The organism is Rhizobium mongolense USDA 1844, assembly GCF_000419765.1.
Classification (GTDB): domain Bacteria; phylum Pseudomonadota; class Alphaproteobacteria; order Rhizobiales; family Rhizobiaceae; genus Rhizobium; species Rhizobium mongolense.
The window spans coordinates 299,013-319,202 of the sequence record NZ_ATTQ01000006.1 but is presented as its reverse complement, the minus strand read 5'-3'; the positions used below and the strand labels follow the sequence as shown (position 1 = coordinate 319,202).

General features: G+C 61.3%; 17 protein-coding genes and 1 pseudogene. 6 read left to right on the top strand and 12 right to left on the bottom strand.

Annotated features, from left to right (window positions below):
* Positions 1 to 17: 17 nt before the first annotated feature.
* From A3C3_RS0113945 to A3C3_RS0113905, 7 genes are all read right to left on the bottom strand, one after another.
* Entirely contained in the window at positions 18 to 947 is a 930-nt protein-coding gene (locus A3C3_RS0113945; RefSeq protein ID WP_022715226.1) for a glutaminase, read from the bottom strand.
* Between the two features lie 71 nt (positions 948 to 1,018).
* On the bottom strand, positions 1,019 to 1,636 hold the full coding sequence (gene rpsD / locus A3C3_RS0113940) for a 30S ribosomal protein S4 (RefSeq protein ID WP_022715225.1): 618 nt from the start codon (positions 1,634 to 1,636) through the stop codon (positions 1,019 to 1,021).
* Positions 1,637 to 2,273: 637 nt separating this feature from the next.
* On the bottom strand, positions 2,274 to 3,782 hold the full coding sequence (locus A3C3_RS0113925) for an ATP-binding protein (protein ID WP_022715222.1): 1,509 nt from the start codon (positions 3,780 to 3,782) through the stop codon (positions 2,274 to 2,276).
* A gap of 151 nt (positions 3,783 to 3,933) precedes the next feature.
* The gene (locus A3C3_RS0113920; RefSeq protein ID WP_022715221.1) at positions 3,934 to 4,260 is read right to left on the bottom strand and encodes an MmcQ/YjbR family DNA-binding protein; all 327 of its coding nucleotides are present in this window, start codon (positions 4,258 to 4,260) and stop codon (positions 3,934 to 3,936) included.
* Between the two features lie 66 nt (positions 4,261 to 4,326).
* The gene (murI, locus tag A3C3_RS0113915; RefSeq protein WP_022715220.1) at positions 4,327 to 5,130 is read right to left on the bottom strand and encodes a glutamate racemase; all 804 of its coding nucleotides are present in this window, start codon (positions 5,128 to 5,130) and stop codon (positions 4,327 to 4,329) included.
* Positions 5,131 to 5,137: 7 nt separating this feature from the next.
* Positions 5,138 to 5,941 carry an RNA methyltransferase gene (locus tag A3C3_RS0113910; protein ID WP_022715219.1) on the bottom strand — a complete coding sequence of 268 codons (804 nt, stop codon included), beginning with the start codon at positions 5,939 to 5,941 and terminating at the stop codon, positions 5,138 to 5,140.
* Positions 5,942 to 6,054: 113 nt separating this feature from the next.
* Positions 6,055 to 6,579, bottom strand: coding sequence for a hypothetical protein (locus A3C3_RS0113905; RefSeq protein WP_028739639.1), 525 nt, complete (start codon positions 6,577 to 6,579; stop codon positions 6,055 to 6,057).
* A 192-nt stretch (positions 6,580 to 6,771) separates the two neighbouring features.
* Between A3C3_RS0113905 and A3C3_RS0113900 the strand changes: the two genes are divergently transcribed.
* The 3 genes from A3C3_RS0113900 to A3C3_RS0113890 all read left to right on the top strand — a co-directional run bounded on the left by A3C3_RS0113900 (position 6,772) and on the right by A3C3_RS0113890 (position 9,197).
* Positions 6,772 to 7,986 carry an NADP-dependent isocitrate dehydrogenase gene (locus A3C3_RS0113900; RefSeq protein ID WP_028739638.1) on the top strand — a complete coding sequence of 405 codons (1,215 nt, stop codon included), beginning with the start codon at positions 6,772 to 6,774 and terminating at the stop codon, positions 7,984 to 7,986.
* An 80-nt stretch (positions 7,987 to 8,066) separates the two neighbouring features.
* Positions 8,067 to 8,513 carry a GNAT family N-acetyltransferase gene (locus tag A3C3_RS0113895; RefSeq protein ID WP_022715216.1) on the top strand — a complete coding sequence of 149 codons (447 nt, stop codon included), beginning with the start codon at positions 8,067 to 8,069 and terminating at the stop codon, positions 8,511 to 8,513.
* A 63-nt stretch (positions 8,514 to 8,576) separates the two neighbouring features.
* On the top strand, positions 8,577 to 9,197 hold the full coding sequence (locus A3C3_RS0113890; protein WP_022715215.1) for a glutathione S-transferase family protein: 621 nt from the start codon (positions 8,577 to 8,579) through the stop codon (positions 9,195 to 9,197).
* Between the two features lie 3 nt (positions 9,198 to 9,200).
* On the opposite strand, the pseudogene A3C3_RS47005 reads toward A3C3_RS0113890, so the two are convergent.
* From A3C3_RS47005 to recA, 4 genes and pseudogenes are all read right to left on the bottom strand, one after another.
* A pseudogene (locus A3C3_RS47005) lies at positions 9,201 to 9,585 on the bottom strand (AraC family transcriptional regulator).
* Between the two features lie 41 nt (positions 9,586 to 9,626).
* Positions 9,627 to 10,034 carry a helix-turn-helix transcriptional regulator gene (locus tag A3C3_RS47000; RefSeq protein ID WP_233450631.1) on the bottom strand — a complete coding sequence of 136 codons (408 nt, stop codon included), beginning with the start codon at positions 10,032 to 10,034 and terminating at the stop codon, positions 9,627 to 9,629.
* A gap of 137 nt (positions 10,035 to 10,171) precedes the next feature.
* Complete coding sequence (alaS, locus tag A3C3_RS0113880; RefSeq protein WP_022715214.1) at positions 10,172 to 12,832, bottom strand: alanine--tRNA ligase; 2,661 nt, start codon at positions 12,830 to 12,832, stop codon at positions 10,172 to 10,174.
* 153 nt (positions 12,833 to 12,985) lie between these two features.
* Positions 12,986 to 14,074 carry a recombinase RecA gene (recA, locus tag A3C3_RS0113875; RefSeq protein WP_028739637.1) on the bottom strand — a complete coding sequence of 363 codons (1,089 nt, stop codon included), beginning with the start codon at positions 14,072 to 14,074 and terminating at the stop codon, positions 12,986 to 12,988.
* 231 nt (positions 14,075 to 14,305) lie between these two features.
* Here recA and A3C3_RS0113870 point away from each other — a divergent pair, with 231 nt between their 5' ends.
* Together A3C3_RS0113870 and A3C3_RS0113865 are read left to right on the top strand one after the other, a co-directional pair.
* A complete protein-coding gene (locus A3C3_RS0113870) occupies positions 14,306 to 15,247 on the top strand; it encodes a carbohydrate kinase family protein (RefSeq protein ID WP_022715212.1) in 942 nt (313 codons plus the stop codon).
* 30 nt (positions 15,248 to 15,277) lie between these two features.
* Entirely contained in the window at positions 15,278 to 16,204 is a 927-nt protein-coding gene (locus A3C3_RS0113865; RefSeq protein ID WP_022715211.1) for a pseudouridine-5'-phosphate glycosidase, read from the top strand.
* 29 nt (positions 16,205 to 16,233) lie between these two features.
* Here the strand turns inward: A3C3_RS0113865 and cckA are convergent, their stop codons facing one another.
* The gene (gene cckA / locus A3C3_RS0113860; RefSeq protein WP_022715210.1) at positions 16,234 to 18,843 is read right to left on the bottom strand and encodes a cell cycle histidine kinase CckA; all 2,610 of its coding nucleotides are present in this window, start codon (positions 18,841 to 18,843) and stop codon (positions 16,234 to 16,236) included.
* Between the two features lie 277 nt (positions 18,844 to 19,120).
* Here cckA and A3C3_RS0113850 point away from each other — a divergent pair, with 277 nt between their 5' ends.
* Entirely contained in the window at positions 19,121 to 20,146 is a 1,026-nt protein-coding gene (locus A3C3_RS0113850) for a flagellar biosynthetic protein FliO (protein WP_022715208.1), read from the top strand.
* Positions 20,147 to 20,190: the final 44 nt, after the last annotated feature.

Sequence of the window (20,190 nt, the reverse complement as noted above, 5' to 3'; positions counted from 1 at the left end):
CGTGCGTCAACGAAGCATCAATCGCCGAAAACCGACCAGCCTGTGCGCGCTGCAAGCATCTCCAGCGCCACGGCCCCAAGCTGCGAATTGCCCACCTTGTTCAAACCCGGCGACCAGGCGGCGATCGAGGCGACCCCCGGAGCAACGGCGAAGATGCCGCCGCCGACGCCGCTCTTGCCGGGAAGACCGACATGATAGGCGAAATCGCCCGAACCGTCGTAATGGCCACAGGTGAGCATCAGTGCATTGATGCGCCGCGCGCGCTTCGGCGAGACGACCGAATGGCCGGTCATGGGATTGCTGCCGCGGGCTGCAAGGAACAGCCCGGCCCTTGCCAGTTGCTCGCAACTCATAGACAGCGCGCATTGATGGAAATAGACGCCAAGCACATGTTCGACCGGATGATCGATGTTCTTGTAGGCGCGCATGAAATTGGCGAGCGCGAAATTCCGGTAGCCGGTCTGGGTCTCGGAGCGCGCCACCTTCTCATCGATCGTCACCGACTCGTCGTCCGCCAGATAGCGAACGAAGCGCAGCAGTTCGCCGATCGCCTCGCGCGGCGCATGACCGGCCATCACGACGTCGGTGACGGCGATTGCCCCGGCATTGATGAAGGGATTGCGCGGGATTCCGTGCTCATGCTCAAGCTGGACAATGGAATTGAAGGCTGACCCGGAGGGTTCGCGTCCGACGCGTTTCCAGAGTCCCTCGCCGACCTTGCCGAGCGCTAAGGTCAGCATGAAGACCTTGGAAATGCTCTGGATGGAAAACGGCACGTCGGCATCGCCGGCGCGATAGACCTTGCCGTCGACCGTCACGACCGCCATGCCGAACTGGTTCGGATCGATCTTTGCAAGCTCAGGGATATAGTCCGCGACCTTGCCCTCGCCGATGCGAGGCGTCAGCTCCTTGTAGATGCTGTCGAGGACGGCCTGCAAATCCACCATAGCTTCTCTCCAGAGAACAAAAAAGCCGCCCAGGAGGCGGCTTTTCCGTATGCGAAAACGCCTCGCGTTGATTAACGCGAATAGAATTCGACCACCAGATGCGGCTCCATGACGACCGGATACGGAACGTCGGACAGCGAAGGAACGCGTGCGAAGGTCGCAACCATCTTGTTGTGATCAACTTCGATGTATTCCGGAACGTCGCGCTCAGCGAGGCCGATGGATTCCAGAACGGTTACGAGCTGCTTCGACTTCTGGCGAACTTCGATGACGTCGCCGGCCTTGCAACGGTAGGAACCGATGTTGACGCGGACGCCGTTCACGGTCACGTGGCCGTGGTTCACGAACTGGCGGGCAGCGAAAACGGTCGGAACGAACTTGGCGCGATAGACGATCGCGTCCAGACGGGACTCCAGAAGACCGATCAGGTTTTCCGAGGTGTCACCCTTGCGGCGGTTGGCTTCGTCGAAGATCGCACGGAACTGCTTCTCGCGCAGGTCGCCGTAGTAACCCTTCAGCTTCTGCTTGGCGCGCAGCTGCACACCGAAGTCGGAAAGCTTGCCCTTGCGGCGCTGACCATGCTGGCCCGGGCCGTATTCGCGGCGGTTCACCGGGGATTTAGGACGGCCCCAGATGTTTTCGCCCATACGGCGGTCAATCTTGTACTTGGACGATTCGCGCTTGCTCATCGTATTTCCTTTCAGAGTGTTAGGACGGTTTGTTACCAAACCGCGCGAAGGAAACACGCCCTCCTTTGGCTTTCTTCCGAAAGCCCGACAGGACTATCCCATTACGCGAACAGGATAAATCCACGGGACATGTCAAATGAAACACCGGACATTGCTGCCCGGTGCTCACGCGGTCTTTAGGGGCTCGTCGTGAAAATGTCAACAGCGGAGCGCGTTGAGGGATATCGCGTTTATCGCTGTGCTCAGCTGCCCGTTGATCGCTATCGCGAACATCACAATGCCGCACATCGGTGGCTCGAAAATTCTCAGGTTGGTTGGCACATGTGCAATGACAGAAAATGGCCTCATAAGAATGATTGCCAATCACGCTAACGGTGCGAATTCTCCGCTGATGTTGTGAAAATGCCAGCCGAACTAGAATTTCATCCGAGATATGAGTTTTGGCCTGAGGCGGTCAGTCTTTGGACAGCCGCTTTTCAGACCAAATCGCTTACTGTCGTCGCGACAGATAACAGATACATTCTGTTAGGATTGCCCCGATATGGCGGCTACCTTGCAACGTTCGACCGACGCATCAGACCGATGCCGTCATCGGCGGTGCCGAGGCCCTCAATCTGATTGAAGCTTGACTGGCGCATTACTCGGCCGCTTGTCGGGCATCATCAGGCGCATTCGCATCGCCTGGCGCAGTCTGGCAGTTCATATCTGGGAAAGCCACAATGCGTTTGCCCGCGAAATCAGTGTGCACGACGATCGTACCCTGCTCCTCGAAATAGCCGAGGAGACGCCTGGCCCGGCGAGCCGAATGCGTGCCGTAGGCGCGCGCTATCCGGGCGTCGGAGGGGCAAGGCTCGCCGCAGACCGCGGCCTTGGCCAGCATCAAGAACACGCCCTGCAGATCGTCGGTCACGCCGGTTGAAAGCGACAGCGCCGTCGTCCAGGCTTCCGTGCCGGCCGTTGCGGCATCGACGCCCGACCGCGAGATTGCCACGTGCCGGCGGAACTCCGGCAGCGACATCGGCGGTCCGGGCACGCGGCGCATGCGCAGCCGCACCAGGAATTCCTGATAGAGTACCGAATCCGTCCGGAAACCCGAAGCCGGATCGTCGAGAATTTCCAAAAGCACGGCCGAAAGCCGTTCCTCGCGCTCCTCCGTGGAGAGATCCGGATGGTTTGCACGCGGCTCGGCCGGCGTTGCCGTCGCAGCGGGCGCGGAGCGCGAAAGTTCTGCCAGAATGTCCGTCGTCGGCCGTGGCGCCGGAGCCGTTCGGCGCATGATTGGCCGCTGGAACTCCTCAGGGTCAGGCGTGAAGATCAGATCCTCGACATCCCGCGGCGCATTCGGCAGCGGCATGAGCTTCGGGCTCGACGAGCGCGCTGAGGTTTCCACGGCGCCGATCTGGATCGGCAGCGGACGGCGCGACAGGGCCGGACCGAGGGCCACGAAGTTACCACGCTTCAGATCGCGGAACATTTCGGCCTGGCGCCGGTCCATGCCCAGAAGGTCGGCGGCACGCGCCATGTCGATGTCGAGGAAGGTGCGGCCCATCAGGAAGTTCGAGGCTTCCGCCGCAACGTTCTTGGCAAGTTTCGCGAGGCGCTGCGTGGCGATCACGCCCGCCAGCCCGCGTTTGCGGCCGCGGCACATCAGATTCGTCATGGCGCCCAGCGACATCTTGCGGGCGTCTTCGGAAACATCGCCACCGACCGACGGGGCAAACATCTGTGCCTCGTCGACGACGACGAGCACTGGGTACCAGTATTCGCGATCGGCATCGAACATACCGTTGAGAAAGGCGGCCGCAGCCCGCATCTGCTGCTCGATGTCGAGACCTTCCAGCGTCAGGACGCAGGAGACGCGATGCTGGCGGATACGGTTGGCAATGCCCGCAAGCTCAGCCTCGGTCCGTTCGCCATCGACGACAACATGGCCGAATCGGTCGCTGAGCGTGACGAAGTCGCCTTCCGGATCGATGATGACCTGCTGGACCCACTGCGCGGACTGTTCAAGCAGCCGTCGCAGCAGATGCGACTTGCCGGAGCCGGAATTGCCCTGGACGAGAAGACGGGTCGCCAGTAGCTCCTCGATATCGAGCGTCGCCGGGGTGTTCCCTGACGCCATTCCCATATCGATACCAACCTGCAATGCAATGACCTATTCAGATGAGACTCAATGATGCGAAGCGCCATTGTCCTGAAACGGCGCGCTTCCGTATATCAAAGATTTCCAGGCATTTCGCCCACGCGTTTGCAAAACCCACAGCGAATGCGGATATTCCGCCTACGCGGTCTGGCGTTCATCGCCGGGCCGGCTTCCCAGGCTGCGCATGCGCCCACGCCATGCGCAATGCATTCTCGAGATCCTCCTCGCCCAGCCGCGACAGATCGGTGGCCGTCCAGCCCCGCCTGCCCCAGGCATTCGGCACCGGCGAGAAGGCATCCGGCAACATCATGCAGTTGAATTGCTGTTCGTCGGGCGTGAAATTGAAGTTTGCCGTCCGGCCGTCGGCGGCGAGTGTGACGTAGATTCGCGCGACCTTGAATGCCATTCGGTCGAAATGCGGGGCCACAACCGTACCCTCAAGTGATAGCGCGATGCGCCGCAAGTCATCGCCCGTCGCCATTGCACGCCACCTTTGACGTTGATCCGATCGTGCACAGTATCCTATCACGATTGAGCACCAGAAGCGTCACCTGACTGTCAGCCCGAAGCCTTGCATCAAGCGCGTTGTGGCGAAATCCGGATTGCCAGAGGTGAAGACCGCAAAGTCGAAATTGTCGGGGTGAACGCCATCGGCCACCTGCGGCACAAGGCTGCGCGCCCGCCGAGCGATTGCCTCCGCCGGATCAAGCCAATCCACGGGCCATGGCGCCAGCCTCCGGAAAAGGTTCGCCATGAAGGGATAATGCGTGCAGGCAAGAACGACGATGTCCGTCTTGCGGCCGTCCTTTTCGACGAAGCATTGGTCGATTTCCGTCATGATGGCCTCGTCCGAGACGGCATCACCGCGGATATAGGCCTCCGCCATGCGCGCCAGGTTTTCCGAGCCCACCAGGCGTACGTGGCATTGCTGCGCGAAGGACTGGATCAGATCCCGCGTATAGGCGCGTTTAACCGTGCCGGGCGTGGCAAGCACGGAGACGAGGCCGGAGCGCGTCCGCTCGGCGGCGGGCTTGATCGCAGGCACCGTACCGACGAAGGTCTTCTGCGGAAAGGCGGCGCGCAGATCGGCACCGGCCAGAGTGAATGCCGTATTGCAGGCGATGACGCAGACTTCCGGATCGTATTCCCCGAGCAGTTTGCCAAAGAGCGTGATGATACGCTCCTTCAGCGCCTGCTCTTCCCAGCCCCCATAAGGAAATCCCGCATCGTCGGCGATGTAGATGAAGCCGCGTTCCGGCATCAGCACGCGCGCTTCGCGCAGCACAGTCAGCCCCCCGATGCCGGAATCGAAGATCAAGACCGGTTTCAGCTCATTCGCCGCTGATGTCATCTTTTGGCTATTCCTTGGCGTCTGCAGGCGGCCGGCTTCCGCGCGGATACTTGCGCGAGAAGCGGTCAAGGGAGGATATCACACCGCGCAGCACGCTGATTTCCTGTTCCGTGAAGGCGCGGCGGGAAAGGACTGCACGCAGATTGTCCACCATTTTCGGCTTTTTCCCGGCAGGATGGAAATAATTGCGTGCCTCTAGCGCCTCTTCCAACTGGTCAAAAAGGCCGAAGAGCTGCTCCTTCGTCGATTGCGTCTGCGACGTCGCCTGGAACGGCACGGCACCTTTATCCTCCATGCCGGATTTCATCCACTCGTAGGACATCAGAAGCACAGCCTGCGCGATGTTCAACGAGGCAAAGGCGGGATTGACCGGGAAGGTCACGATCTCGTCGGCGAGCGCTACTTCCTCGTTGGTCAGGCCCCAGCGTTCACGGCCGAAAAGGATGCCAGTGCCCTCGCCCGAGCGAAATTTCGCCCGCAGCGTTTCGGCGGCTACCACCGGGGAACGCACCGGCTTGAAGCCATCGCGTTCGCGCGCCGTCGTCGCATAGACGAAATTGAGGTCGGCGACCGCCTGCTCCAGCGTCTCGAAAACCTTAGTGCCTTCGACGACGTGATCGGCCTTCGAGGCGGCGGCCTGTGCCTTTTCGTTCGGCCAACCGTCGCGCGGATTGACGAGGCGCAGTTCGGCAAGGCCGAAATTCGCCATCGCGCGCGCCACCATGCCGATATTCTCGCCCATCTGCGGCTCGACCAGAATGATGACCGGTCCTTCGGTTAAAAGTTTACGCTCGCTGTTCGTGCCCGCCATGAATTGCTGTCCTTGCTTTCATGCGGGGAATAGCTTTGCATAACCGAAACGGCAAGGCCCATGCCGCAGGATAGACCTGTCCGGAGTACCGCCGATCAAATCGGACGTCGCCTTCACTCGCCCTTGGCGATGGTCACCATTTCCGCCTTCAGCGAGCGCATTTCCTTTGTCTCGGCACTCTCCATCACGATGTCGTCGATCAGGGGCTTGCCGCCGTCAGTGACCATCTCGAAACGCACGGTCGAGATCGTCTGCGCCTCCGGGCCATCGCTGCAGGCCATTTTGCGGAAGCTGACGACGACCTCCTTTTTGCCGTCCGCAGCCGCCTGAGGTGTCAGCGTCAGGTCTTGGAGCGGGCATGCGTCCTGGGCATTGACGATCACGTCGTAGTCGAAGGGCGAGATGCCGTCCTCCATCGCCGGGTGCTTCTCAGCCTCGTGATACTTCGCGACAAAATCCTTGCTGTAGAGTTTGTCGAGCTTTCCGGGGCCGAAGATGTCGATCCATTCGGTGTCATTGCCCGACCAGTTCTTGACGGTCGCATCCATGATTTCCCGCACCGGCGCCGGAATCTCCGCTCCATCGCAGACTGTCGGAAGACCAGCAAAGGCGAGAAACAGAAGCGCGATCGTCTTCATGATGAAACATCCGGTTCGAAAGGCAATGGCGACGGACACTAGCCGAATCTTCAGACTTGGCAAAGGCACGCCAAAATGCGCTTTGAACGGCGCTTGCGGCTTTGCGTTCCCGGCTCGCAATGCTATAGCGCTCGGGATTTTTTCGTCACTCACCCGGGACGTGCGTCCCCATCCAGCTTACGAGGCAGATACATGAAGAAGATCAAGGTCGCCAATCCCGTCGCCGATCTCGACGGCGATGAAATGACTCGCATCATTTGGCAGCTCATCAAGGATAAGCTGATCCATCCGTATCTCGACCTCGACATCGACTACTACGATCTGTCGGTCGAAAACCGCGACGCGACCAACGATCAGGTCACGGTGGACGCCGCCAACGCCATCAAGAAATACGGCGTCGGCATCAAGTGCGCGACGATCACGCCGGACGAAGCCCGCGTGAAGGAATTCAGCCTCAAGGAAATGTGGAAGAGCCCGAACGGCACGATCCGCAACATCCTGGGCGGCGTCATCTTCCGCGAACCGATCATCTGCAAGAACGTTCCGCGCCTCGTTCCGGGCTGGACCAAGCCGATCGTCGTCGGCCGTCACGCCTTCGGCGACCAGTACCGCGCAACCGACTTCAAGTTCCCGGGCAAGGGTAAGCTCACCATCAAGTTCGTCGGCGAAGACGGCCAGGTCATCGAGAGGGAAGTCTTCAACGCGCCGGGCGCCGGCGTTGCCATGGCCATGTACAACCTCGATGAATCGATCCGCGAATTCGCCCGCGCCTCGATGATGTACGGCCTGATGCGCAAGTGGCCGGTCTACCTCTCGACGAAGAACACCATCCTCAAGGCCTATGACGGCCGATTCAAGGATATCTTCGAGGAAGTCTACGAGACCGAGTTCAAGGATCAGTTCAAGGAAGCCGGCATTACCTACGAGCACCGCCTGATCGACGACATGGTCGCTTCGGCGCTGAAGTGGTCCGGCGGCTACGTCTGGGCGTGCAAGAACTATGATGGCGACGTCCAGTCCGACACCGTTGCCCAGGGCTTCGGTTCGCTCGGCCTGATGACCTCGGTTCTGCTCACGCCGGACGGCAAGACGGTCGAAGCCGAAGCCGCACACGGCACGGTCACCCGCCACTACCGCCAGCACCAGAAGGGCCAGGAGACGTCGACGAACTCGATCGCCTCGATCTTCGCCTGGACCCGCGGCCTTGCGCACCGCGCCAAGCTCGACGACAATGCCGAGCTCGCCCGCTTCGCCTCGACGCTGGAAAAGGTCTGCGTGGACACCGTCGAAGCCGGTTTCATGACCAAGGACCTGGCGCTGCTGATCGGCCCTGACCAGCCGTGGCTCTCAACCACTGCCTTCCTCGACAAGATCGACTCCAACCTGCAGAAAGCCATGGGCGCCTGAGGCACCCGAAGACATCGAACAACGAAACGGCGGGTTCTTCCCGCCGTTTTCATTTGAGCGACAGAATGGGGAGCATCAGAATGACCACGACCATCCGCCCGCTGCAGCCGTCTGACCGCGCCGCCTGGGAGCCTCTGTGGGCCGCCTACCAGCGCTTCTACGAAGTCGTTATTCCGCTGGAGACCACCGACCTGACCTGGGGCCGCTTCCACGACCGGGCCGAAGAGATGTACGCGCTGGGCGCCTTCGATGGCGATGGTCGCCTGACCGGCATCGTGCACGCCATCTTCCACCGCTCCTGTTGGCTGCCGCAATGGACCTGCTATCTACAGGACCTCTATGTCGAAGCCGACCAGCGCGGCCTTGGAACTGGAGCGGCCTTGATCGAGGCCGTTGCCGACCTTGCGCGTAAAAATGGCGCCGGACGCCTCTACTGGATGACACATGAGACCAATGCGACGGCGCGGCGCCTCTACGACCAGATCGCCGAACGCTCCGGCTTCATCCAGTACCGCAAGGCGCTTTGAGCGGAAGGCTTGATTTTGCTTAGGCGCACCCTAAACCGGAATTAGGAATAAGAGGAGGAGAACATGGCGGAAGAACTGGTATTCTATACGAACCCGATGTCGCGCGGCCGCATCGCCCGCTGGATGCTGGAGGAGACCGGCGTTCCCTACCGCGCGGAAATCATGACCTTCGGCGGCACGATGAAGGCACCGGAATACCTGACCGTGAACCCGATGGGCAAGGTGCCGGCGATCCGGCATGGCGATACGGTCGTCACGGAATGCGCCGCGATCTGCGCCTATCTTGCCGATACCTTTCCGCAAAAGGAGCTCGCTCCTAAACCGGATGAACGCGGCAGCTATTACCGATGGATGTTCTTCGCCGCCGGCCCACTTGAGGCCGCTGCCACGAACCGTGCACTCGGCTTTGTGACACCCGCCGAAAAAAGCAGGATGGCTGGTTACGGCAGCTTCGGCGACGTCATGGACACCCTCGAAAAAGCTGTCAGCGCCTCGCCGTATATCGCCGGCGACCGCTTCACGGCGGCCGATGTCTACGTCGGTTCGCATATCGGCTGGGGTATGGGCTTCGGCACGTTCGAAAAGCGCCAGGCCTTTGCGGATTATCTTGGCCGCGTGACCAACCGCGAAGGCTACAGGCGAGCCACCGCACTGGACGATGAAGTCATGAAGAAGATGCAATAGGCTTCATGCGAGCGGCATGTAGATATCCGTCAGCAACTCGGTCGGCGGAACGTCGCGGGGATTGTTGAGATATTCCTCGAACATCCCGCTATCCTTGATCTGCCTGCCGGATTTCGGAAGCCATTCCGCGTAGAGCCATTGATAGGCCTTATGCATATCGGCGTAAGGCCCGTTATGGCGCAGAACGGCATATTCGCCGCCATCGATCGTCTGCCGTTCGAACGGTGGCTCTTGACCCGCCAGTCGCACAGGCGATGGAGCGCAGCTTTTCCGCCGGCACGATATCCGGATCGTCGAAATAGACACCGATCATCCGCATCTCCGGTTTTGCCAGGCCGCGGGCATGGAGCGCGCCGAAGAGCGTCTCGAACGCCTTGCCGATCTGCATATAGGAGCCGGTATGGGGAACGCCGATCAATTCGATCGGCTCTATCTTCCGTATGCGAACATGGGCGTTGTCTTTCCGTCAGGTGAGGATTCAAAGGCTTTATGGCTTCCCTCTTTGCGGTAGCGCGCCGGCGGCATGCCGTAGACCGACTTGAAGATGCGGTTAAAGGATTGGAGATTGGGATAGCCGGATCGCTTCGCAATCTCGCCGACGGTGAGATCCGTGCGGACGATATCGCCCGCCGAACGATGCAGCCGCAGCCGCTTGACGGTCGCCGCCAGCGTCTCGCCGTAAATCGCGCGATAAATCTTATGCCAGTGATAGCTCGACATGCAGTCAATTTCGGCAAGGCGCTCCATATCCAGATCCTCGTCGAGATGATCGTGGATATAGGCCGAAACCCGCCACAGGCGGCTTTCATAGAGTGCCCATGCCGTTTCGCCATTCATGTCAAAGCCTCGTGCAAATCGATCGGCTGCAGAAAACCATGAACCGATTTGACAAATCCTGCGGAATTGCGTGGATCAGGGGCACGCACACAAGGCGGAGGACTAGCCCCGCCTTTCAAACCTGATCGGCGGATGAGTCAGCTTGCAAGTGCTGCCGCCACCGCCTCGATCGCCTCGTCGGCCTTGGAGCCGTCTGGGCCGCCCGCCTGTGCCATGTCCGGCCGGCCGCCACCGCCCTTGCCGCCAAGGGCAGCGGATGCGACGCGCACAAGATCGACGGCGCTGAAGCGCGCCGTCAGGTCCGACGTTACGGCAACGACTGCGCTCGCCTTGCCGTCGTCGGAAACGCCGATCAGCGTTACGACGCCCGAACCGATGCTGGATTTGCCATCATCGGCAAGGCCCTTGAGATCCTTCGGATCGACGCCGGTAACCGCCTTGCCGAGGAATTTTACGCCGGCAACCTCACGCGCCGCGTCCGTCGAGCCGCCCTGCCCGCCGCCCATGGCAAGCTTGCGCTTGGCATCGGCGAGTTCCCGCTCGAGCTTGCGGCGCTCGTCCATCAACGCTTCGACGCGCGAAAGTACGTCGGCAGGCTGAACCTTCAGCGACGAAGCAAGCGCTTTCACGCGCTCGTCCTGTTCGGCCAGATATTCGCGGGCGTTCTCACCGGTGACCGCCTCGATGCGGCGGACACCCGCGCCGACGGCACTTTCGCCGAGGATGCGCACAAGCCCGATCTGACCGGTCGCGGCGACATGCGTGCCGCCGCAGAGTTCGATCGAATAAGGCTTGCCGGCCTTCGTGCCGCGTACGCCCTGCCCCATAGCGACGACGCGCACTTCATCGCCGTATTTCTCGCCGAACAGCGCCATCGCGCCTTCGGCAATCGCATCGTCCACGCTCATTAGCCGCGTCGTTACCGCCGCGTTCTGCAGCACGATCTCGTTTGCCATATCCTCGACGACCTTGAGCTCTTCGGCGGACATCGGCTTCGGATGCGAAACATCGAAACGCAGGCGTTCGGGTGCGACCAGCGAACCCTTCTGCGCCACGTGCGTACCCAGCACTTCGCGGAGCGCCTCATGCAGCAAGTGCGTTGCCGAGTGATTGGCGCGCAGCCGCGACCGGCGGGCATGATCGACGGTCAGCGCGACGGCCTCGTCGGCCTTCAGCGAACCTTCGACAACAGTCCCTGAATGCACGAACAGGCCTTCGCCCTTCTTCTGCGTATCGGTGATCTCCACTTTCGCATGGTCCGAGCTGATGATGCCTGTGTCGCCCATCTGGCCGCCGGATTCGCCATAGAACGGCGTCTGGTTAACGACGATCTGCACCTTGTCGCCGGCCGAGGCGGATGTGACGGCGGCACCGTCCCTGACGATCGCCTGGACGACGCCTTCGGCGGTCTCCGTGTCGTAGCCCAGGAATTCGGTCGCGCCATGCTTCTCCTTGAGTTCGAACCAGATGGTCTCGGTCGCCTTGTCGCCCGAGCCGGCCCAATGCGAGCGGGCTTCGGCCTTCTGACGCTCCATGGCATCGGTAAAGCCGGCGAGATCGACGCCGATTTCGCGGGCGCGCAGCGCGTCCTGCGTCAGGTCGAGCGGGAAGCCGTAGGTGTCATAGAGCTTGAAGGCCGTCTCGCCGTCGAGCATATCGCCCTTGCCGAGCGTCGTCGTGGCGTCGGAAAGCAGCGACAGGCCGCGCTCCAGCGTCTTGCGGAAACGGGTTTCCTCAAGCTTCAGCGTCTCGGAGATCAGTGCTTCGGCACGTGCGAGTTCCGGATAGGCGCGGCCCATCTGCTGGACGAGCGCCGGCAGCAGCTTGAAGATCAGCGGTTCCTTGGCACCCAGGAGCTGCGCATGGCGCATGGCCCGGCGCATGATGCGGCGCAGCACGTAGCCGCGGCCTTCGTTCGACGGCAGCACGCCATCGGCAATGAGGAACGCTGACGAGCGTAGATGGTCGGCGATGACGCGGTGGCTCGCCCGGCGCTCACCCTCGGCCCTGACGCCCGTTGCCTCCTCCGACGCTTCGATCAGCGCGCGAAACAGATCGATATCGTAATTGTCATGCTTGCCCTGCAGCACGGCCGCCACGCGCTCCAGTCCCATGCCGGTATCGATCGAAGGACGCGGCAGGTCGACGCGCTCTTCTTTCGTCAACTGCTCATATTGCATGAAGACGAGGTTCCAGATCTCGATGAAGCGGTCGCCGTCTTCCTCCGGAGAGCCGGGCGGGCCGCCCCAGATCTGATCGCCGTGATCGTAGAAGATTTCCGAACAGGGACCGCACGGGCCGGTATCACCCATCGCCCAGAAATTATCGCTGGTCGGAATGCGGATGATCTTGTCGTCCGAAAGCCCGGCGATCTTCTTCCAGAGCTTAAAGGCTTCGTCGTCCGTGTGATAGACGGTCACCAGCAGGCGCTTGGCGTCGAGACCGAATTCCTTGGTGATCAGGTTCCAGGCAAGCTCGATCGCCCGTTCCTTGAAATAATCGCCGAAGGAGAAATTGCCGAGCATCTCGAAAAAGGTATGGTGGCGCGCGGTATAGCCGACATTGTCGAGGTCATTGTGCTTGCCGCCGGCGCGGACGCATTTCTGCGCCGTCGATGCCGTCTTGTAGGGGCGTTGTTCCAAGCCGGTGAAGACGTTCTTGAACTGTACCATGCCGGCATTGGTGAACATCAGCGTCGGGTCGTTGCGCGGCACGAGCGGGCTCGACGACACGATCTCGTGGCCGTTCGTCTTGAAATAGTCGAGGAAGGTCGACCGGATATCGTTCACGCCGCTCATGCTATGCCCTTCAATGCTGCCCAAGGCAGGTCAAACTCAAATCCAGTGGCTTTTATCGTCCGCATTAACCACTGTCCAGCAGACAAAGAGAACCGGCCGCATTCTGATCAAGGAATGCGGCCGGTTTCGACACATCAAAACTGAAGCTGCAAATTACATATCTGTGTCTGTATCGCCATCGTTGGCGTCCGGCCCGCCATTCTGCAGGAAGCGGTCAGCAATCAGCCCCGCATTCTGCCGAAGCGCCATCTCGATCTCGCGGCCGAGATCCGGGTTGTCGCGGATGAACAGTTTGGCATTCTCGCGGCCCTGGCCGAGGCGCTGGCTGTTATAGGAGAACCAGGCACCGGACTTCTCGACAATGCCGGCCTTGACGCCGAGATCGATCAGTTCGCCGGTCTTCGAGACACCCTCGCCATACATGATATCGAATTCCACCTGCTTGAAAGGAGGCGCCATCTTGTTCTTGACGACCTTGACGCGGGTCTGGTTGCCGACAACCTCTTCGCGCTCCTTGACCGCGCCGATACGACGGATGTCGAGGCGGACGGAGGCGTAGAACTTCAGCGCGTTGCCGCCTGTCGTCGTTTCGGGCGAGCCGAACATGACGCCGATCTTCATGCGGATCTGGTTGATGAAGATGACCATGGTGTTCGACTTGGAGATCGACGCCGTGAGCTTGCGCAGCGCCTGGCTCATCAGGCGCGCTTGAAGGCCCGGAAGGCTGTCGCCCATCTCGCCCTCGATTTCGGCGCGCGGCGTCAGCGCTGCAACGGAGTCGACGACGAGAACATCGACGGCGCCGGAGCGCACCAGCGTATCGGTGATTTCGAGCGCCTGCTCGCCGGTATCCGGCTGCGAGATCAGGAGGTTCTGGAGATCGACGCCGAGCTTGCGGGCATAGACCGGATCAAGCGCATGTTCTGCATCGACGAACGCGCAGATGCCGCCCTTCTTCTGCGCTTCGGCGATCGTCTGCAACGCAAGCGTCGTCTTGCCGGAGCTTTCCGGTCCGTAGATCTCGATGATGCGGCCCTTGGGCAAACCGCCGATGCCGAGCGCGATATCGAGGCTGAGGGAACCGGTCGAAATAGTTTCGATCTCGACAACATTCTCGTTGGAGCCGAGTTTCATGATCGAGCCCTTGCCGAACGACCGCTCAATCTGTGAGAGTGCCGCTTCAAGCGCCTTGCTTTTGTCCACCGATTTGTCCTCTACGAGCCGCAATGAATTTTGAGACATCCGATCCACCTTTAGGTTATTGAAGCCGCTTGAGCAATGTCTGGTTTGTACCCTATTTGTTCCAGTCGCGCAATAGGTGCCCAAACAATTGAAAGAAAAAGGTAAAACAGCCCGTGTTCTATATATGTTTTATCAATGCAAAGCAACGCCTTAGGAGGCGTCACGCCAAGGCTGTCGCATCCGGCGCCCTGCTACGATTCGTTTCTTCCATCGGCTGGGAGCATTAGGGCGATGAAAAGAATCCTCGTTCTCGGCGGCGCGCATATCGATCGGCGCGGGCGCATTTCCGGCGAGACGGCGCCAGGCGCCAGCAACCCGGGCGCTTGGTTCGAGGAACCGGGCGGCGGCGGCTTCAATGCTGCGAGAAACCTTGCACGGCTGGGCGTGGACGTCACCATGATCTCGCCGCGCGGCGGCGATCCGGCGGGCGAGCTGGTGACGGAGGCGGCATACGCAGCCGGCATCAATGATCGGCCGTTCGTCTTTCTCGATCGCAAGACACCGAGCTACACGGCCATTCTGGAGCGGGACGGCAACCTGGTGATCGCACTCGCGGACATGGAGCTTTACCGTTACTTCGTCCCGCGCCGGCTGGCGATCCGCTGGGTGCGCGAAGCCTTCGCCGCAAACGACCTCATCCTTTTCGATGCGAACCTGCCGGAAGAGACGATCGCGGCAATCGTCAGCCGCGCCAATGCGCTCGCCGTACCCGTGGCCGCGATTGCGATATCGCCGGCAAAGGTAGTCAAGCTGAAGCCCTGCATCAGCGGGATCGACCATCTCTTCCTCAACGAGGCGGAGGCCGCAGCCCTGACCGGCCAATGCCCGGACAAGCCGGAGGATTGGGTGTCACTGCTCGGTGATATCGGCCTGAAGAGCGGCGTCATCACACGCGGGCAGCGCGAACTGATCGCCTTCGGCGAGGGTGGCACCTTCTGCCTGCAGCCGCCGGCGGTCGAGACCATCGCCGACGTAACGGGCGCCGGAGATTCGCTCGCAGCCGGCATCCTCTCCGCCTTGATGCAGGATCTGCCGCTCGAGGAAGCCCTGCGGCACGGCGTGGCCGCTGCTGCACTCACGGTCCAGTCGCCCTATGCCGTCAACGAAAAACTCTCCGCGGACCTGCTTGCGGAAACGCTTGCCCTTGTTCAGCGTGCCAGAATTCTGCATTGAAGCGGCAACATCGATGAAACGGAAGAGACAATGACGAAACCGATCTCCCCCCTCCTGCCGGTCTCCTATTCCAAGGAGGTTGCCGCCGCAAAGCAGCGCGGCGCGCCGCTGGTGGCGCTTGAATCGACGATCATCACTCACGGCATGCCCTACCCCGGCAATATCGAAATGGCTCGCAGTGTCGAGGCGATAATCCGTGAGCAGGGTGCCGTTCCGGCAACGATTGCCGTCATTCACGGCGTCCTGCATATCGGCTTGGAGCCCGAAGAGCTTGAGAAGCTCGCCAAGGAAAAGGACGTGATGAAGGTCTCGCGCGCCGATCTCGCCTTCGCGATCGCCGAGCGCCGCACCGGTGCCACGACGGTTGCTGCCACGATGATCGCCGCTGCCCGTGCCGGCATCAAGGTCTTTGCGACCGGCGGCATCGGCGGCGTGCATCGCGGTGCCGAAGAGAGCTTCGACATCTCGGCCGACCTGCAAGAGCTTGCCCGCACCGGCGTCATCGTCGTCTGCGCCGGCGCAAAGGCGATCCTGGATATTCCAAAGACGCTGGAAGTGCTGGAGACCAGCGGCGTTCCTGTCGTCACCTACGAGAGTGCCGAGTTCCCGGCCTTCTGGTCCCGTTCCTCGGGCCTGCGCAGCCCGCTGACGTTGAACAGCCCGGCCGCCATCGCGAATTTCCAGATCACCCGCGAACAGCTTGGCATCGAGGGCGGCATGCTGATCGCCAATCCGGTTCCGGAAGAAGATGAAATTCCCCGCGAGGAGATGGAGATCTATATCGAGCGGGCACTCGACAGCGCCGAGCGCGACGAAATCAGCGGCAAGACCGTGACACCTTATCTTCTCAGCACGATCTTCGATCTGACCGACGGACGGAGCCTCCAGACGAATATCGCGCTCGTCGAGAACAATGCCCGCCTGGCGGCAGAAATTGCCGTGGCGCTCGACGATTGAGATTTTGACGGGAGGCGCTTGCCGCCTCCTTATTCGCCTTCCAGGGTTTCCTTGACGACAACGGCGAGCTGCTTCAGCGAGAAGGGCTTCGGCAGGAACCCAAACTTCGCGTCCGGCGGCAGGTTGCGGGCGAAAGCGTCTTCCGCATAGCCGGAAACGAAGATGAATTTCAGGTCCGGATACCGCTTGCGCAATTCGCGCAGCAGCGACGGCCCGTCCATTTCAGGCATGACGACGTCAGAAACGACGATGTCCACCTTGCCGTCCAGCTCGTCCATGATGTCGAGCGCTTCGACGCCTGAGCCGGCCTCGTGCACGGTGTAGCCGCGCGTTTCCAGCATGCGCTTGCCGCCGCGGCGCACCGCCTCCTCGTCCTCTACGAGCAGAATGACGGCGTTGCCCGTCAGATCTTCCGGTTGTTCCGGCTGAGCTGCGGCCGGCATTTGTGAAGCCGCACCGGCCTCGGCTGCGGCAACAGCGTCCGCCTCGGCGGCGACAGCCGGGTCGATGGCGTGGCGCGGCAGGAAGACCCGGAAGGTCGTTCCCTTCCCGACTTCGGATTCCGGCTGAATATAGCCACCGGACTGTTTGACGATGCCGTAGACCATCGCCAGCCCGAGACCTGTGCCCTTGCCCACCTCCTTGGTCGTGAAGAAGGGCTCGAATATCTTGTCCATGATGTCGGGCGCAATGCCGGTGCCGGTATCGGCCACCTCGATCAGCACCATGTCCTCATGCGGCATGTAGGAATAATTGAAACCGGCCACTTCCGCCGCCGTCACGTTGCGGGTGCGCAGCGTCAGCTTGCCGCCCTCGGGCATCGCGTCGCGCGCATTGACGCAAAGATTGATCAGCACCTGCTCGAACTGCGACAGGTCGGTCTTCACCGGCCAGAGATCGCGGCCGTATTCGACATCGAGCTTGACGTTGGTGCCGGATAACAGCCGGTCGACCAGCATGCGCAGATCGCCGACGACATCCGTGAGGTTCAATACCGTCGGACGCATCGTCTGCTTGCGCGAGAAGGCAAGCAGCTGGCGGACGAGAACCGCGGCGCGGTTCGCATTGCGCTTGATTTCCATCAGGTCCGCAAAGCTTGCATCGGAGGGCCGCGCTTGCAGCAGCAGATGGTCGGACGACAACAGGATCGCCGTCAGCACGTTGTTGAAGTCGTGCGCGATTCCGCCGGCAAGCGTGCCGACCGCATTCATCTTTTGCGTCTGCGCCATCTGCGCTTCCAGCGCCTTCTGCTCCGTCATCTCGACGGCATAAACGATCGCGGCCTCTTCCGGCGCCTCGTCGCTCTGGTCGATGACAGCGTTAACGTAGAAGCGGAAATGACGCGCTTCATCGTTCGGCATGCGCGAGTCGATCGGCGGGATATCGCCCTGGCGATCCTTTGCCGCCACCAGGGCATCCTTCAGCCTCTGTCGATCGCTTTCTTGAAGGATGACTTCGAGCGCTGCGCCATTTTCGACGTCATCGCGCGAAACGATGCCGGAGAAGAGCTTGAGGAATGGCGCATTCGTGCGCAGGATTCGGCCGTCGCCGTCGACCGAGGCGATCGCCATCGGCGTGTTGTTGAAGAAGCGCGTGAAGCGCATCGCCGCGGCAGAAGCGGACTGCTCGTTCTCGCCGCCCGATTGCCGCCTGAGCACGATCGTCCGGCTCTCGCCCGGTGCGCCGTCGCGCATGGACGTCACGCTGTGTATGATCTGCACGGGCAGGCTCTGTCCGTTCGCCTTCTTGAGGTCGAGGTCGAGCGTATCGGTTTTCTTGAGACCGGGCTCGGCCTGCACCGATTGGATCAGTGCCAGCCCCCCGCCCGCCACGAGATCTCCGATCGTCATCGAGCCGGGCACGAACTTCGTGAGATCGAGCCCCAGCCATTCGGCAAGTGTTGCGTTCAGGTAGAAAATTTCGCCCTTGCGCCCTGCCGAGAAGAAACCTGCCGGCGCATGGTCGAGGTAATCGATCGCGTTCTGCAGTTCCTTGAAGAAGCGCTCCTGGTCATCGCGTTCGGCGGTGATGTCGCTGATTTGCCAGATATGCAGCGGCTTGCCGGTACCTTCCTCGGTTGGCAGGGTTCGCGCCTTGAGACGGTACCAGTGAGCGCCCGAATTGTTCGTTGCCGGGCCAAGGCTGCGCAGCAGACGGAATTCCTCCTGGCCTTCCTTGCCCTCGCGCAGCCCGTTCGACAGACGGTAAAGCGCCTCGTTCGATTCCCGGTGGCGCGAAAGCAGTGCTTCGAGCGTCTGCACGTCGATAGGTTTGCGGGCGCCGGTCAGTTTTCCATAGGCCGCGTTGGCATAAATGATCCGGCCCTTCCCATCGGTAATCAGCGAACCGTCCGGATGGCTGTTGAGAAATGACCTGGCGAGACTATCCGATTGCCGCTGGGGCATGACCTCGATGAAGCCGATGACCGAGGAAACGAGGAAGAAGATCCCGACCATGGCCAGCACGCCCAGCACGCCGAGGACCATTTCGTTTTCAAGCGAATCCTTGAAGTACACAAAGCTGCCTGCGGCTGCGACAAGCACAAGCGCGAGAAGAATGATGCGAACAGCCGTTCCCGAGCGTCCTCCGCGGTCCACGATCGGGGCGTTGTAGTCGTCAGCCTGACGTGGTGTCGTCATCTATTCCTCACATGAGCCTGTCCAACATTCGCTTATAATCTCAAGACAAAGCAGGAATCAGGCGTTCGTTCCTTCTTAGCAAGTTGCTGCGTCCGCAAAAACACTGTGAAGAGCCAAGAATGCTTGAATTCACAACGAACGGCGCCACTTTCGACAACCAGGCGCCGCAGAAACATGTCCTGGCGTTCGGACATGACTGGACAATCAGGCTGCCTATTGCCTAAGGAGCTGAAAAGCCGTCATGTTATGGCGAACGCGGCAACCGGAGTAGAAGATCATGTTCGACGAAGTAATGGGCGCCTATGGCAGCCGTTTCCTCCTCGCAGCGGGCGGCGTCGGCATCGCGCTGGTGCTCCTGATCGGTATCTTGTGGATCCTCCGCAGCCGAGCGCCCTCACCCTTTGTACGCGGCGGAAAGAACCGTCAGCCGCGATTGCAGGTGCTGGATGCCGCAGCCGTCGATACGCGCCGTCGGCTGGTGCTCGTGCGCCGTGACGACGTTGAGCATCTGATCATGATCGGTGGTCCGACCGACATCGTTATCGAAAGCCGCATCCTGCAGGAGAAAGATGAGGGATCCGACCACGCCTTCATAGCCCCCACGGCCCCGCCGGCGCCTCGGCCGGAGCCTGTCGTCTCGACGCCCGAGCCGGCAAGACCCGTCACAGCTTTCGAGCGCGAACCGGAACCTCACGAACCCTATGCTCCGGCTCCGGCCCCCGCGCCTGTCGTCGAGCCGCGTCTGCATCCCGTAGCAACAGCTCCTGCCGCAGCGCCCGCAGAACAAGCGCCCGCAGCGCCGTCCGCGGCAATATCGGCCGTGGCGGAAAAAATCGAGCGGGAGCCCGCCAGCCCTGCTGCTTTGCCGCCGATCATTCCGAGGCCTGCGGAGCGGCCCGCTGCCGCCCCGGTGATCGAGGCAGCCAGCGCCGCCGACATCCTCGACGCGGCGCGCCAGCGCGTTCTGCCTCAGCAACGGATGGAGCCGCAGGTCTCGACGCCGCCAGCACAGAGCCTTCCGACCGTTGCCGAAGGCATACCTGTCGTGACGGGCGACGCGGCCACCCCCTCGAAGGCAGCGCCCAGCGACTTCGAGCGCATTCTTCAGGAAGAGATGAACAATACGCTTGCGGCGCAGCGCATTGTTCCCGCTGCGAGCGCCCCTGCCCGTCCGGTTCCGCCGCAGCCCGGCAACCCGCAGCGCCGCGATCCGGAAATGGCACCGATCACCGGCGCCGATGCCGACCTTCAAAAGGAAGTGGCCCGCATCTTTGGCGAAATGAGCGTCAATCGCGAAAAGTAAGCCGCCCTGCCTGCAGGAAAGCTCCCGCAAGAAAAAAGGCACCG